Raw genomic sequence first — 14,228 nt, forward strand, 5'->3', positions numbered from 1 at the left:
GCTGAGTACATTTTTAACAATGGTTTTGAATTGAGTGTTCTCAAAATTCACAAAAGGCTTTATCGAAACTTGCGGCAACGTTTTGGGCCGAAATCACAATTGGCTATTTCCGCGATCAAAACGACGGTTGCCCGTTATAAAACAGTTCAGACACAGCTGCGGCGCAAACCCATACACTATGCCACCGGTAAAAAAGATAAAAAGGGTAAAGAGATTTATCTAATAGTCCCCAGAGACCTGCATTGGCTTTGGAAACCAATCTGTTTCCAGCGCCCGCAAGCTGACTTAGTCCGTAACCGGGATTGGTCTATCGTTGCAGATGGTAAAAAGTTGTCCATCAATACACTTCAAGGCCGGGTGAAAGCTCGTTTTGTGTTAAAAACTGGCTTTGAACAATATCTGGATGGCACCTGGGAGTTTGGCGGCGCAAAACTGATTAAGTCTGGGACCAATTGGTTTTTACACATTGCAGTTAATAAAGAATTTCCTGAATTGGCCCGTAATGATATGCAACACGTTGTAGGACTTGACCGGGGAATCCGGCAATTAGTCACTACCTATGATGACCAAGGAAAAACAACGTTTTTCAATGGTCAAGCTATCAATCGTAAACGGCGTCACTATAAAGCACTGCGGGCTAGTCTGCAAAGACACAATACCAAAAATTCCAAACGGCGTATCCGTCAAATGGGCAATAAAGAGAACCGCTGGATGACTGATCTCAACCATCAGCTATCTAAGACACTTGTTGCGAAGTATGGGCCGAATACCTTGTTTGTTTTAGAAGATCTGGTTAATGTTCGATTTGCCACGGAAAAGACGGTCAAAGATAAACGTTATGAAAAAGTATCTTGGGCATTTTACCAACTGGAACAGATGTTGACTTACAAGGCTATTCAAGCAGGCGCTGCAGTTATCACGGTTAGTGCGGCTTATACCAGTCAGCGCTGTCCTGCTTGCGGTGAGATCAAAAAGACGAATCGCGACCACCAACTGCACGCCTACCAATGTTCAAACTGCGGTTACCAGTCCAATGATGATCGCGTCGGTGCCATGAACATTCAATACTTGGGTACTCAATATATCGCTGGCGTAAAAAAGCCCAAATTCAATAAGAAAAAAAGTGCGAACGGGTAAACCTGTTCAATTGCCGGTGAAGTCGATCATCGGGCTGTTGGGACCCTTAGATAAGTAAGGCCCAGCAGTAAGTAACGCCAACACAGCGCGTGCTTATCACACGCAAACTACGTGGAAGACCGGAAGGCCGTTAGACCACATAGCGTTAGGCGTAAGTCTAAAGGTATCTATCCAGATACCCTCGCCACTTGGTGGTGAGAGACAAGCTCGGTACTTTAGTGCCGAGATCATTGACTTTGATATCCCGGTCAATTTTCTTTACCATAACGTCATTCCCCCTGATAAATTGATCAATGGAGATTTGGAAAACGTCACTCAAGACCAGCAGCATCCCCACGTCCGGATAAGTCCGGCCGTTTTCCCAACTTGAAATTGTCTTATCTGAGACATGTAATTTTTCAGCCAGTTGTTTTTGGGTCCAGCCAAATTGCTGCCGATATTTCTTCAGTTGCGTCTTAAGTGCCATTTTCCCTCACTCCTCCATTTCAATTTAGCAAAGAACGGTCATCATAACGACCTACAAACCCCATAGATACACTAAATCCAGCCCTATGTTTTGTAGAGCTGGATTTAGTGCCCGTTATGGCAGCGTTATGGCCGCATCACCATTTGCCATTCGCTGCTGGTAATTACAAGACTAGCACAACAAATGACACAAGTTTTAACTTTATATGTTGCTTGATGTTGGTTTGATACCTATAACGCTGGTCTCTTGCACTAATCTGGCCACATCGTAAGCAATCGCGGGTTCCAAACTGCCATTTTTTGCCAGTGTATCAAGCAATGTTGTCCAAACTAATTTGAATACAGCAACGTCTGCTGGCGATAATTGTTTAACAAAATCTGGCAAAACCCCTGCAAAATCTTTAAGTTGCCACTGCTTTGGCGTCTGCAAGTATCGCGCGTAAATCAAGTCGCCTAAATCCACGATATAATCAACTATCTGGGCCTGCTTGTATTTATGATACCATTCTTGATGCGTACTCCATAACTGCCAAGCCCGAGCTAATATTTCGTTGTGAACTTTAGTGGCTATTTGTTTTGAGTAACCCTGACGTGAATGGGCCAGTTTTTTATACTTAAGAGCGGGCATATACACTATTTCCGGAAAAAAGGCCCGTCCCTCAGCGGCTCGCGCAGTTTGCCTAGCAACATTATAGTCCTCGATAAATTGATCCATTAGATCCCAATCCTTCTGTTCATCGATGCCCGCACGACGCATGCCCAATACCAACCGCTTCTCGGATTCAAAATTGGCCTCATCTGATAAGGTTGCCTTAACTTTAGGCAAAATCTTAATCAGAGCTTGCTTTAAACTTTCGGCCTTGGCTGGCTTAAGATAACCTACTTCGCCTTCAAAAGTTAGAAAATTCTGTAATATTTGGGCGACGCCTGGCAGTTCATCCAAAAAGTAGTTCATTTCCAAGGCAAAGCGCCACTTCAAAGTTTCTTGAAACCCTTCTTCATCCCATTGGTCTGGATCTTCATGGAAAGTGAATGACATTTTGTCCGCAATTCGTGTGATAAGTGTTTCAATATATTCTGATTCAAACTGTTGGGTAAATATACGCCATTTGGGATCATTTTCAAACGCCTTGATTAATTTTAAAAGCTCACTATCCATCTCATTGAGCAATCTATCTTCCTTTGCTAATCTGTCCGCCTTGTCAGTAATTATCGCCGGCTTTGATATCTTTTTCGAATTTTTTCGCGTATGCCCCGTTAGAGCTTTTTCCATACCCGTTTTGGCGCTTTGCTTTCGGGCATTTTTCCTAGCACTCTTCTGCTCTATCCGCCGCTTCTCAGCACTTTTATTAGAACTTACCTCGGCTTCACAAGAAGTTTCATAGTCTCTAAAGTAATCATAGCGCGTGTAAAAGGCAATTTCGTCTTTAAAGAGATTTTCAATGAAACGATACTCGATGTGCAGTGCCCCAATTTCCGTTAACCATTGTAACCAGTAACGAACCACCGTTAAATCAGTCACAATCAAGCGATAATTCTTATTAGTGCTTTTATTGCGATATAAATAGTGAAAGCTTGATCGTACCGGCTTGATATCCGAAAATTTCCATTGATCAATCGGCTTTGGTGTATCGTATAAAACAAAATTCAGCATGTTTTCAACGGCAGTCTTGATCATCGTTTTCCGACCTAAAAATAGGGTCATTACTTGCTCGTATTCACTGCTCTGTTTAAAATCATCCCAATACTTATCAAACTCCTGATAATATAGATCCCAAAATTCTGATTCTTTTGACATGGCAATCTCTCCTCGTATATTTGTTTCCACGAATAAAGTGTATCGCCGCTGTTCCTCAAAATCTACGGGAATTACGCCCCTATTATCATACGATTATCGCAAAATTATCATAAATTTTCTTTGTCCAATATATGCACCCTCTAAATAATTGCCAAAAAAACAAGCTGAATCCTTATCCAGCTTGAACTTCACGATAACTTATTCATTTTTCTAAGCTTGATACACCCACGAGGGATTGCCGGAATCACTTTATCAAGTACACCGAATCCTTATTTTGATTCAATCAAGCGCTTAATACTGTTGAAATGGGTTCTTTTCAATTTGATCATACCCAAATCATTGTGTAAGGCCACGCAGGCTCTAGCTTCCAGGTCAATAAACTCAGTACCTTTGACTTGGTTGATGGGGTTTTGGGCGGACTTGGGCAATTTATCCACACATAATTTCAAAGCTTGTTTCAACTTCCCAAAATATTCTCGATCAGTACTGTTGCGCTCTTGATAAGCTGCTTCGCGAATGCTGTCCAGCAGATATTCAATATTCGTAGGCATTTTCGGTTCAACCACTGGGACGTTGGTTTCCGGTGCCACGGTATGTTGCCATAGCCGTTGGTATAAACCGGACAAAATCAACAACTCCTGGTTGCGGGTATTGGGCTTATCCGGTAGATAACTGATATGAGCAGCGGTCAATTGTTGGGAAGTGGCCCGGGAAGACAGGTTCACCACAAAATCCGCATATTGTAACCCAATGACCTCCCGGCTGTTTCTAGCCGTCAATTGCAAATGTTTCACTCGACAGCCCAGTAAAGGCAAATAGGCTTGCATGATTTGTTCGGCAACCACCAAACTATCAGCATTAAATTCAAGCCGCATATCTAACACAATTTCAAAGTTATCAATACTGGCAAAGTCTAATACCGAAATGGCGTCTAAAGCCGCCAGCAAATAAGGCGCTAGATACGTCAATTCCGAAACCTCATGATATTGGGTTTCCACCGTGGTATAAAAAGCCTTCAATTCATCCGTAGCTGTGCCCGACAAAACCTGGCTGACAACCTTCACATTTTTACCCGCCGCCTTGACTTCATCCCCCGGCCGCCAGCCGAACGGATATAGGGTATTTTTAAAATTATTAAAAGTATGGCTGGAGGTAGCAAAGACGCAGGATACATTCATTCTTTTAGTATGGCCGGCATTGCCCAGAAAAGTTTCATCAATGTAAAGCTTAGCATGATGAATATGCGTTTTCAGAAAAGCAGTCAGCTTCTTTTCCGTCTGCTTGGAAATATTTTTCCCGGCCAATATCCGTTTTAAGGTGGCCAATGAAATACCGATATCTTGGGCCTGTAGCTTTAAATCCGAATAATTAAGTCTTTGTAACGCTTGAACAAAATCCATGTTCCGGCTCCCCTTGTTTAAGACCTATGATACTTCAATCTTAATTGAAACAGGACAGGCTCGCAAGGCTGATCACTCAGAATAACGCTTGTTATAATGCCTCCCCACAAAAAAAGTCCCATATTCTGGGACAATTTGATCAACCGTTTAATTTCTGAAAGGGATCTGGCAGGTGATTGGCTTGCTTTTCTTGCCTGACATATTGGCGCTGCTGGGTAATAATCTCTGGAATTAACATTAAATAAAAACTACCCTTACTTTTAAAAGCAAAGGCAGTCTAATATCTATTTGTGACGTTTCCGATAAGTATCCCTTATTGTGTAATGCAGCCAAATCGCAACAACCATTACAACGGCTGTCAAAACCAATGTCCTAACCGGCATTTGGCCATCAGCGGTTGCAACCATAATGATTAAAATAACTGCAATTGGTAAAACGTAGCGCCATAAAATGGTTTTAACGGTTGTCATATCAAATCAGCCCCTTAAACAAACCTGCTAACTGATACAGATAACTATTATATAACACATTTTTTTCAGCTAATCAATTAAACAATCTGCCAGTCAAAAACAGCCATCACCCCACGATTACCATAGGATGATGGCTGTTATACATACAGTATTTAAATTTCTACCAACCATAGCCCCCAACGGATCGTTTCAACCAGTCATACCATTGATCATCTTGCAAACGCAGAACAGTCACGGAAGCCCCCCGCATGCCATAAGAAGTTAAGTAAGTCCCGGTTTTAATGAAGGTTGGGGCCAGACCTTCTAGCGTTAACAACTGGACCACATCATTAGTGAAGACATATTGATCCATCAGGGGTAAGCCCCCCAGACCGTTGATCAACACGGCTAATTTCTGCCCTGTGGCAAATTGGGCCGCAATGCGAATTTTATTCACCAATTCCCGGGCTAATAACTCGGAAGATTCTAAAGGTTCGTTGCGATAGCCGGGTTCGCCGTGGATACCCACCCCGTAAGCCACCTCATCGTCGGCTAAAACGAAGCTGGGTGCTTGGGCCCCGGGGGTTTCGGTGCCGGATAAAGCCACTCCCAGGGTATAGAGATTATCGTTGATGACCTTGGCCAGGGCAGCTAATTCCGTTAACGTGGCCCCTTTATCGGCAGCGGCGCCTAATAACTTGAACATGAACACCGTTCCCGCCACACCCCGACCTCGGGTCTGGAGGGTCTTAGGGTCCACGGATTGGTCGTCAGATACCAAGACCACCTTCACGTTATAACCATCGGCGTTTAAAAAAGTGGCTGCCGCGGAGAAGTTTTGCACATCTTCTTGGAAATTTTTCACGATAAATAAATAATCATGTTGACTATCCAAGGCGGTGATGGCCCGGATAATGGCCGTGCTATCAGGTGGTGTAAAGATCAGGCCGGTGATGGCAACATCTAGGAGGCCAGGCCCGATATAGCCGAAATCCAGAGGCTCATGGCCACTGCCTCCGCCGCTGACCAACAAGACTTTGCGGCCGCTGTTGGGGTTAGCCAGGGCACTCACTTCACCCAACCGCCGTAATTCAGGATGGCCATATTGAATGCCCTGAATCATCTGGTCAATGGCCAGCGCTGGATCATTAATTAATTTTTTCATCAGGACCAATCCTTTCCAAATCACCATCATCAGTCGAAAAAAGACCGCTGAGGGCCCTTTTTCTTAATCCTACTGATTTACCCCCGCCATTGCAAGAGCTTTATTGACAAATACTGGGCGAATTTCGTGGCTACTTTCATAACCATGGGCATAAGCTGAAGCAGCTTTCATGGCGTTGACCACCATCTCAGGGGTCACCGTAAAGGGCATGTTTTTCATGGTTTCATCTGGTGCCGTGGCTAACGCGCCAATCTTAAGCAAATCGGCATCGGATAATTGATCCAAATGCGTTGCTTCCAAGGTGATGGGCAAGCCTAGGGTCAGGTAAAACTCAATATATTTGTTCAGTTCCGCATGGGGTGTGCCTTGCAACACCAATTCCACCATGGTACCAAAAGCGACTTTCTCACCATGGGTCAAGCTGTGAATCTCACCGTGAACCGCTGTAAATCCGTTATGAATGGCATGGGCGGCGGCCAACCCACCATTTTCAAAACCTAAGCCAGACAGCAAGGTATTGGCTTCCACGATGGCTTCTAAGGCTGGCGTAACCACATGGGCTTTGTTAGATTCAACGGCTTCATAAGCGTATTCCCACAAAACCCGTTCACACTCAGCGGCAATGGCCCGCCCCGCAAAAGTGGCCTGGCCACCACCCATGGTCACACCATGTTTTTTAGCCGTGGCTTTGGCTTCAATATTGGTGGCCATGGCATCAGAAATACCCGATACTAAGGTGCGCACGGGGGCATTGGCAATAATTTGGGTATCCACTAAGACCAAGTCACTGTGCCGACTATAAAATTCGTACTGATCAAATTGACCGTCTGGGGTATAGAGCACAGATAAGCCCGCCGTAGGGGCATCGGCAGAAGCCGCTGTGGGCGCAATGACCAAGTGAGCATTTAGGGCTTGGGCAATGGCTTTGCTGGTATCGAGGGTTTTACCACCACCAAGGCCAATGATCATGTCCACTTTAGCATCCCGGGCGATCTTGGTGATCCGGGTAATTTCTTCTACATAGGCTTCGCCGCCAAATTCGGCGCGCGTAACTGTGAAACCATTGTTCTCCAAATAACTGGCAAAATCAACGCCGGCTATTGGCCAAACAACTTCATCAGCCATCATCAATACTTTTTCACCCAACTGGTGTAAATACCCTTGCGACTGTTCCAAAATCCCAGCACCTTGTAAATACTTATCTGGACTAACAAACATTAATGCGTCACTCATGATATAACTTCCTTTCAGATTTGACATGGTAAATCCATTATTATTTGATGATTAAGGGCTTTAACTGAGTTTCAATTTCCGACCGTCCAACCCCAGCTTGAGCCAGGGCAGCCGCAGAATAAGCGCTTTCAACAAAGGCCGTATCGTAGCGCTGAATGACCCAGGGACTCATTTCAGCCACCAGGTCCAAGGTCATTTTAGCGCTACCTAAATCGTAGAAAACCATTAATTCATCTCCAGGATTGGCATCAATGGCCTGGGTGATCTTGGCCGCATCCGTGCCTACGCCATTATCTGCGGTCCCTCCCGCTACGGTCAGGGGGACGTCTGGGGCCACTTGTTGAATCAACTTGGCAATCCCTTGGGCCAGTTCAGTCACATGGGATACCAATACAATACCGATGGTCATCTTGGTCAACTCCTTTAGGGCGCTTTCAATTTTTCCTAATACTTTTTAATCAGTCCCGTTTTTCAAGGCCTGATTGGGACTAGTTTTTAGGGCACTTTGGGCTTTAAGTAGGGCTTGGAACAATTCTTGCGAAGAAACGGCCCCAGGGTCTAAATGGCCTACCGACCGTTCCCCAAGATAAGAAGCCCGGCCCTTTTTAGCCTGCATCGGTTTGGTGTGCGCTGCTAATTGAGCCAACCCAGCTGAAGACAGGGTATGATGTTCCAACATGGCTGGCACATAGGCCCAAACATCTAGCATGGTTTTATCCCCAAAATTGGCGCCACCCCGGTCGGCGATGGCATCCGCACCAATTTGAATCAATTGGTCCAATTGTTGGGTATCCACAGCGGCCTTAGACATTCTTAAAAATGCCGAGCCATAAAGCGGGCCAGCTGCCCCGCCCACTTTGCTGATCAAAGCAAAGGCAATGGCCTTGAGCTGTTCAGCCACAGATTGATTGGGTGTTTTGAAGGTGTGCATCACCGCACTCATCCCCCGGGCCATGTTATCGCCATGATCCCCATCACCGATTTCCGCGTCCAAGCCGCTAAGATAAGCCTTATCGGTTTGAATCTGGTGATCAAATTCAGTCATCCATTTAAAAAGTAATGTCTCATCAAGCATTGAAATCCCCCCTCTGGGTACTGCTGCTTTGAAGTTGACCCAGTTCTTAGTTACAAGTCGATCATAAGACACCGCTTTCAAAAATATAATGGACAAATTTTTCAGTATGTCCGTCACCGGCCTTATTGCCTATGATTGGCCAACAAGCCTTGAATACTGTCATTCAAATAATTTTGCAGCAATTGTATTTCTTGATCTAAGGTCGCTTGAGTATCCGTCACCAACCAGCGCTTCACTTCAGCCACTAAGCCCATGGCAATCACCCGCTGGGAAAAGGCCGCTTGGGCGTCACTGGTGGTGAGGTGGGCCTGGGCACTAATATCCGTATAAACTGTGCGAATCAAGCTCTCAATATGTTGGGCAATCACAGCCTCAGGGGCATTTTGATCATGAATCGCAAAAACTTTAATATAAAAATCCCGATTGTTTTGAAAATAACGTAAAGTGTGGGTCAACACTAAGGTCCAATGCTCATAATCCAGGTTGTCGTTGAGGACCGCCTTGATTTCATCGTTGTAAATCCAAGTGAGCACATCGTATTTATCGCGGAAATAGTCGTAGAAACTCTGCCGTCGAACCTGGGCCTGGTGCATGATTTGGGTCACCGTAATCGTATCGAAGTCCTTTGCAATCAGCATTTGTTTCACCACCATAGCAACTTTTTTTTGCGTGATGTAACTCATCGAATTCACCTCCTGCCGATTTGTCATAAAAGCATTATACCTTGTCTAACCACTTTACTTTAGTTTTTTTCATTTTTTGGCTTAGGCTTCAAACTGGGCTTACCAGGCAATGGTATTTGCCGGGGCGTTTAATAGCGTGTGCCAATTGTCCTGCAGCTGACATAAGGTCAAGGACACGCCGTGCATATCAATGGCCGTCACTAAATTCCCCACCTTCGTGAAGGTCACTTTAACGTCCCGCTTAGCTAGGTCGGCCAAGACATCATTGGCGAAAACATACTGTTCCATCAACGGCGTGGCCCCCAGACCATTCACCACCACGGCAAACTCATCGGTGGTCTGCAGGTCAAAATTGCCTAGAATTTTATCCTCCAGATGGGCGGCAATAGTAGCGGAGGGCGCCATTTTTTCGGTGGCATAGCCCCGTTCGTTATGGATACCCACCCCATATTCCATCTCATCGGCTTGCAGCTCGAACCCAGGATGATCTACCCCAGGTACCGTAGCTGCCGTCAAGGCAATGCCAATGGTCTTGGTATGGTCAATGACGGCTTGCCCTAGGGCCGCTAATTCATCTAGGCTTGCCCCAGCTTCAGCGGCAGCGCCACAAATCTTCTCCACCAAAATCGTGCCAGCCACACCCCGGCGGCCTTGGGTATCCGTGGCATCAAAGGCCACATCATCGTCTACGGTGATGGCTTTGACTTGGATATCATCATACTCCGCCAATTCCTGGGCCATGGCGAAATTCATCACATCCCCGGCATAGTTTTTCACGATCAACAGTACCCCGGCGCCGTGATCCGCATAGCGAATCGCCGCGTAAATTTGATCCGGTGTGGGAGACGTGTTAATTTGACCAGCCACTGCGGCACTGAGCATGCCTAAACCCACATAGCCTAGGTGTAGCGGTTCATGACCAGAACCCCCGCCAGATACCAAACCAACTTGGTGCCCGGCTTTAAAAGCCGCATCCCGCCGCCCGATAGCCTGGGTATTAGGCAACTGTGCCACCAATTGGGGATAGCTTTTCACTAACCCACTGACCATTTCCGGTACGATGTCGGCTACGGCATTGATAATTTTCTTCATAGCACTCACCTCAGTTTCATTAGTTTATAATGCGATTATAACAATGTATGCGCTTCCAAATAATGGACAAGTTGGTGAAGTTGTCCAGGCTTAGGGAGATGCTCTAACTGATACCGCGAAAAATAGCCCACTGCGTAAAGGATAATCTCTTCACGCGGTGGACCATTTATTCTACTTATCAAACAACTTAACGCCAATCTCCATCTAAAAACTGGCGATACTCTGGCCAAAAGAAATTGGTAAATTCAGGCACGTCAATATTTTTTGATGGGAGAGCTCTGAAGGCGGCTGAAAAATCTTCACCACTTTTTCTATACTCTTTTCCATAACTGACATCGACCGGAATCCATTGATTTTTGCCAATCTCTGCATAAGTCACGCCAGTAACATGGATGTAGGAAAACGCTAACCATTCTGAACCATATCCAGGTATAGATCCACCAAGTTGTTGCGTATTTGTGACATCAGCAGGATCAAACCAGTAATTAGCGCGAGCGTGCCAATATACAATAACCATTGGACTATCATCTGTTCTCTCATCTACAACCGGCAATACGCCTGGATTTGGTACGTCAATGTCTCTAGATAACGAATAGCCACCCTTAGTACTGTGATAAAAAACTGTGCCATTATAACTAATATACTTCTGGTCTAACGTTGTGGAATCTGCGACTTTTGTATCGTCTCGAGTGGGTTCATTATTGAAAAGGTCCCAAAATCCTGAACCTCCCCACAGGACTGTCCCGGTTGTGGTAGTACCATCTTTTTTCGTCTCATCATGATTATCATAAATTTTAATATCACTGGTATCCCCAACGTTTAAAGTGTTGGCATTTACGTACTGGTTCCCGCCAACATTAAACCATTTTTCACCATTTCTTGAAATGATGCCCCAATTTAACTGCCAGGCTGAGCCAGTCCAAAGCACCCGGTCTGCCGGCTGTGCCTTATTACCAAAGCCATTATACAATTGCGTTGGCGCCGTCGTGGTCCCCACTGCTGCTTGAACTTTATTCGTGTTGGTATGTAAACCTAAACTCACCGCCAACAACGTCACCAGAGCCCCAATAAACCCATACCATTTTTTGGTCATGTGCCATCCCTCCAAATTCAACACATCAATTCGCATTCATTTTTCAAAAGAAAAAAACACCGAAAATAATCCCCAAGGAATAACATCATTTATTATAAAATCACTCATCCCTTTCTGACTTTTTCGCCAAAAGAGCGCTTTACAAATACTTGATATTGTTATATATATATCACAATGTTTATCTTAAATTCAAGTCTCAATTGGTTGATTTTTACAAACAATTTTTCAGCATATTAAATAACGATTTTTCAGCCTTTTTTCTAGTAATCTTCCAACCCATTTGGCTGCACCCTAACTAGCCGTTGGCGCAAAAAAATAACCATTAACCGTACAATCAGTCAATGGTTATCTGCTTTAAATTTAGGTGTCACTTGGCAAAAAAATTACTTCTCCCCACCCCGCCAGAAATCCGTGACCGCACCTTTGGCGGAACTGGAGACGATATGGGCATACTTGCCCAATACGCCCCGGGTATATAGCGGTGGAATCTTAGTAGCTTGGCGCCGTTTCTCAATTTCGGCGTCGGAAACTTTCATGGTCAACTCTTTGGTATCTTGATCAATGACCACGATATCCCCAGTCTTTAAGTAGGCAATAGGTCCAGCATCTTGGGCTTCAGGGGCAATGTGGCCCACGACTAACCCGTGAGTCCCCCCGGAAAAGCGGCCATCGGTCAAGAGGGCAACGGATTCACCTTGGCCCTTGCCCACTAAAATGCCAGACAGGGACAACATTTCCGGCATCCCCGGACCGCCTTTAGGCCCTACGTAGCGGACCACAACCACATCCCCGTCCACCACTTCATCGGCTAAGACCGCGTCAATGGCATCTTCTTCCGTGTTGTAAACCTTAGCCGGGCCTTCATGATGGCGGACTTTAACGCCAGAAACCTTGGCCACGGCCCCTTCTGGTGCTAAGTTACCGTGTAAGATAATCAGGGGGCCATCTTTACGTTTGGGATGATCCAAAGGCATAATGACTTTTTGACCTGGCGTCAGACTAGGCACCTCGGCTAAGTTTTCGGCGATAGTTTTCCCCGTCACCGTGAGACAATCCCCATGTAAGAAGCCATTTTCATTTAGGTATTTCATCACGGCAGACACGCCGCCAACTTCATACAAATCTTGAAAGACGTACTGGCCACTGGGTTTTAGATCCGCCAAATGGGGTACTTTTTTCTGAAAAGTATTAAAGTCATCTAAGGTCAGGTCCACATTGGCCGCATGGGCCATGGCCAGCAGGTGCAAAGTGGCGTTGGTGGAACCGCCCAGGGCCATGATGACAGTGATGGCATTTTCAAAGGCGTCACGGGTCATGATGTCTTTAGGATAAATGCCCTTTTTCAGTAAATTCAAAACAGCTTTGCCGGCAGCGGCCACATCGGCTTTTTTGCCATCCGTGGCGGCGGGGTGAGAGGCAGAACCCGGCAGGCTCATACCCAGTGCTTCGATGGCGGAGGCCATGGTGTTGGCCGTGTACATCCCGCCGCAACCACCAGGGCCCGGACAGGCGTTGCATTCAATTTTGCGGACTTCTTCGGCGGAGATGTCGTGGTGATTCCATTGGCCCACGGCTTCAAAAACCGAGACCAGGTCGATATCCTTATCGTCTAGATTCCCCGGCGCAATGGTGCCCCCATAGACAAAGATGGCCGGGACTTCGGCGTTGGCGATGGCAATCATGGAGCCGGGCATATTTTTATCACAGCCGCCAATGGCCACAAAGGCGTCACAGTTATGACCCCGGATGGCGGTTTCCACGGAATCAGCGATTACATCCCGGGATGGCAGGGAAAAGCGCATCCCTGGGGTCCCCATGGCAATCCCATCGGACACGGTGATCGTGCCAAATTGTACCGGCCAACCCCCAGCTTCCGTGACACTCTTTTCAGCAATATCCCCAAAACCCCGCAGGTGCATGTTACAAGGTGTGTTTTCTGACCAAGTGCTGACGACCCCCACGATGGGCTTTTTAAAATCAGCGTCTTGCATCCCCGTGGCCCGCATTAAAGCCCGGTTAGGTGATTTAACCATGCCATCGTAGACATGACTGCGAATTCTAAGATCTTTTGGTTGTTGATCAGCCATTATATAAACCCCTTTCAGTAAGTGCTTATAATCATGTGGTTTTGATTATAAGCTTATTCTCATGTAAATGCCATAGTTTTTAAGATAAAATTACAGCACAATTAAATTGTGCACTTGAAAATACCGGGAATGTATGAAAGAATACAACTACACTATTTTTCAAAAAGGACTGATAATATGCGTGATGACATTCAAATCAATGACCGAGCCGCCGCCATCAGCGACCAGTTAATTGACAAATTACAAACTGTTTACGATCCCGAATTGGGTTTAGATATTTATAATCTTGGTCTCATTTACGTAATTGATTTAGACGCCACCGGCCACTGTCACATGGTCATCACCTTCACCGAAATCGCCTGCGGCTGTACCGATACCCTGCCCAAGGATTTGATTGCCGCTTTGATGCAATTAGACCCCATTAGCAAAGTCACCGTGGAAGTGGTCTGGTCCCCAGCTTGGAAAATGACCCGAATCAGCCGCTTGGGCCGCATCACCCTGGGGATTGCGGTGCGTTAAAGGGCAAAAAAGAGGGCCACATTTGGCCCTCT

14 protein-coding genes are annotated in these 14,228 nt (G+C 45.8%); 2 read left to right on the forward strand and 12 right to left on the reverse strand.

All coding sequences use genetic code 11. The features are described 5' to 3' along the window. The coding region (locus FC83_RS10805; protein WP_236700831.1) for a transposase at positions 1-1,137 on the forward strand (1,137 nt) is incomplete at its 5' end. Between the two features lie 157 nt (positions 1,138-1,294). Here the strand turns inward: FC83_RS10805 and FC83_RS10810 are convergent. The 12 genes from FC83_RS10810 to ilvD form a co-directional block, all read right to left on the reverse strand. Next, the gene (locus tag FC83_RS10810) at positions 1,295-1,603 is read right to left on the reverse strand and encodes a helix-turn-helix transcriptional regulator (RefSeq protein WP_052004784.1); all 309 of its coding nucleotides are present in this window, start codon (positions 1,601-1,603) and stop codon (positions 1,295-1,297) included. A gap of 201 nt (positions 1,604-1,804) precedes the next feature. Further along, entirely contained in the window at positions 1,805-3,400 is a 1,596-nt protein-coding gene (locus FC83_RS10815; protein WP_035453866.1) for a hypothetical protein, read from the reverse strand. A gap of 269 nt (positions 3,401-3,669) precedes the next feature. Next, complete coding sequence (locus FC83_RS10820; protein ID WP_057002771.1) at positions 3,670-4,800, reverse strand: hypothetical protein; 1,131 nt, start codon at positions 4,798-4,800, stop codon at positions 3,670-3,672. Positions 4,801-5,084: 284 nt separating this feature from the next. Continuing rightward, complete coding sequence (locus FC83_RS10825) at positions 5,085-5,270, reverse strand: hypothetical protein (RefSeq protein WP_035453874.1); 186 nt, start codon at positions 5,268-5,270, stop codon at positions 5,085-5,087. A gap of 160 nt (positions 5,271-5,430) precedes the next feature. Further along, positions 5,431-6,414 carry a dihydroxyacetone kinase subunit DhaK gene (locus FC83_RS10830; RefSeq protein WP_035453876.1) on the reverse strand — a complete coding sequence of 328 codons (984 nt, stop codon included), beginning with the start codon at positions 6,412-6,414 and terminating at the stop codon, positions 5,431-5,433. 69 nt (positions 6,415-6,483) lie between these two features. Beyond that, the gene (locus FC83_RS10835; protein WP_052004786.1) at positions 6,484-7,647 is read right to left on the reverse strand and encodes a glycerol dehydrogenase; all 1,164 of its coding nucleotides are present in this window, start codon (positions 7,645-7,647) and stop codon (positions 6,484-6,486) included. A gap of 40 nt (positions 7,648-7,687) precedes the next feature. Further along, positions 7,688-8,056 (reverse strand): dihydroxyacetone kinase phosphoryl donor subunit DhaM, encoded by a 369-nt coding sequence (gene dhaM / locus FC83_RS10840; protein WP_035453878.1) that lies wholly within the window; start codon positions 8,054-8,056, stop codon positions 7,688-7,690. 45 nt (positions 8,057-8,101) lie between these two features. Next, on the reverse strand, positions 8,102-8,722 hold the full coding sequence (gene dhaL / locus FC83_RS10845) for a dihydroxyacetone kinase subunit DhaL (protein WP_052004787.1): 621 nt from the start codon (positions 8,720-8,722) through the stop codon (positions 8,102-8,104). Positions 8,723-8,844: 122 nt separating this feature from the next. Next, positions 8,845-9,405: a dihydroxyacetone kinase transcriptional activator DhaS gene (dhaS, locus tag FC83_RS10850; protein WP_057002772.1), complete on the reverse strand. Its 561-nt coding sequence runs from the start codon at positions 9,403-9,405 to the stop codon at positions 8,845-8,847. Between the two features lie 99 nt (positions 9,406-9,504). Continuing rightward, the gene (dhaK, locus tag FC83_RS10855; protein WP_035453881.1) at positions 9,505-10,497 is read right to left on the reverse strand and encodes a dihydroxyacetone kinase subunit DhaK; all 993 of its coding nucleotides are present in this window, start codon (positions 10,495-10,497) and stop codon (positions 9,505-9,507) included. A 187-nt stretch (positions 10,498-10,684) separates the two neighbouring features. Further along, positions 10,685-11,590 carry an SLAP domain-containing protein gene (locus FC83_RS10860; RefSeq protein WP_057002773.1) on the reverse strand — a complete coding sequence of 302 codons (906 nt, stop codon included), beginning with the start codon at positions 11,588-11,590 and terminating at the stop codon, positions 10,685-10,687. Positions 11,591-11,973: 383 nt separating this feature from the next. Beyond that, a complete protein-coding gene (gene ilvD, locus FC83_RS10865) occupies positions 11,974-13,677 on the reverse strand; it encodes a dihydroxy-acid dehydratase (RefSeq protein WP_057002774.1) in 1,704 nt (567 codons plus the stop codon). Between the two features lie 177 nt (positions 13,678-13,854). Here ilvD and FC83_RS10870 point away from each other — a divergent pair, with 177 nt between their 5' ends. Further along, complete coding sequence (locus FC83_RS10870; RefSeq protein WP_057002775.1) at positions 13,855-14,196, forward strand: metal-sulfur cluster assembly factor; 342 nt, start codon at positions 13,855-13,857, stop codon at positions 14,194-14,196. Positions 14,197-14,228: the final 32 nt, after the last annotated feature.

Source organism: Agrilactobacillus composti DSM 18527 = JCM 14202 (assembly GCF_001436375.1).
GTDB classification, from domain to species: domain Bacteria; phylum Bacillota; class Bacilli; order Lactobacillales; family Lactobacillaceae; genus Agrilactobacillus; species Agrilactobacillus composti.

Coding starts and splice junctions, on each gene's coding strand:
- dhaS (WP_057002772.1), bottom strand. CDS start 9,405: ATGAGTTACATCACGCAAAAAAAAGTTGCTATGGTGGTGAAACAAATG.
- ilvD (WP_057002774.1), bottom strand. CDS start 13,677: ATGGCTGATCAACAACCAAAAGATCTTAGAATTCGCAGTCATGTCTAC.
- FC83_RS10860 (WP_057002773.1), bottom strand. CDS start 11,590: ATGACCAAAAAATGGTATGGGTTTATTGGGGCTCTGGTGACGTTGTTG.
- FC83_RS10810 (WP_052004784.1), bottom strand. CDS start 1,603: ATGGCACTTAAGACGCAACTGAAGAAATATCGGCAGCAATTTGGCTGG.
- FC83_RS10825 (WP_035453874.1), bottom strand. CDS start 5,270: ATGACAACCGTTAAAACCATTTTATGGCGCTACGTTTTACCAATTGCA.
- FC83_RS10830 (WP_035453876.1), bottom strand. CDS start 6,414: ATGAAAAAATTAATTAATGATCCAGCGCTGGCCATTGACCAGATGATT.
- FC83_RS10820 (WP_057002771.1), bottom strand. CDS start 4,800: ATGGATTTTGTTCAAGCGTTACAAAGACTTAATTATTCGGATTTAAAG.
- dhaM (WP_035453878.1), bottom strand. CDS start 8,056: ATGACCATCGGTATTGTATTGGTATCCCATGTGACTGAACTGGCCCAA.
- FC83_RS10870 (WP_057002775.1), top strand. CDS start 13,855: ATGCGTGATGACATTCAAATCAATGACCGAGCCGCCGCCATCAGCGAC.
- dhaL (WP_052004787.1), bottom strand. CDS start 8,722: ATGCTTGATGAGACATTACTTTTTAAATGGATGACTGAATTTGATCAC.
- FC83_RS10815 (WP_035453866.1), bottom strand. CDS start 3,400: ATGTCAAAAGAATCAGAATTTTGGGATCTATATTATCAGGAGTTTGAT.
- FC83_RS10835 (WP_052004786.1), bottom strand. CDS start 7,647: ATGAGTGACGCATTAATGTTTGTTAGTCCAGATAAGTATTTACAAGGT.
- dhaK (WP_035453881.1), bottom strand. CDS start 10,497: ATGAAGAAAATTATCAATGCCGTAGCCGACATCGTACCGGAAATGGTC.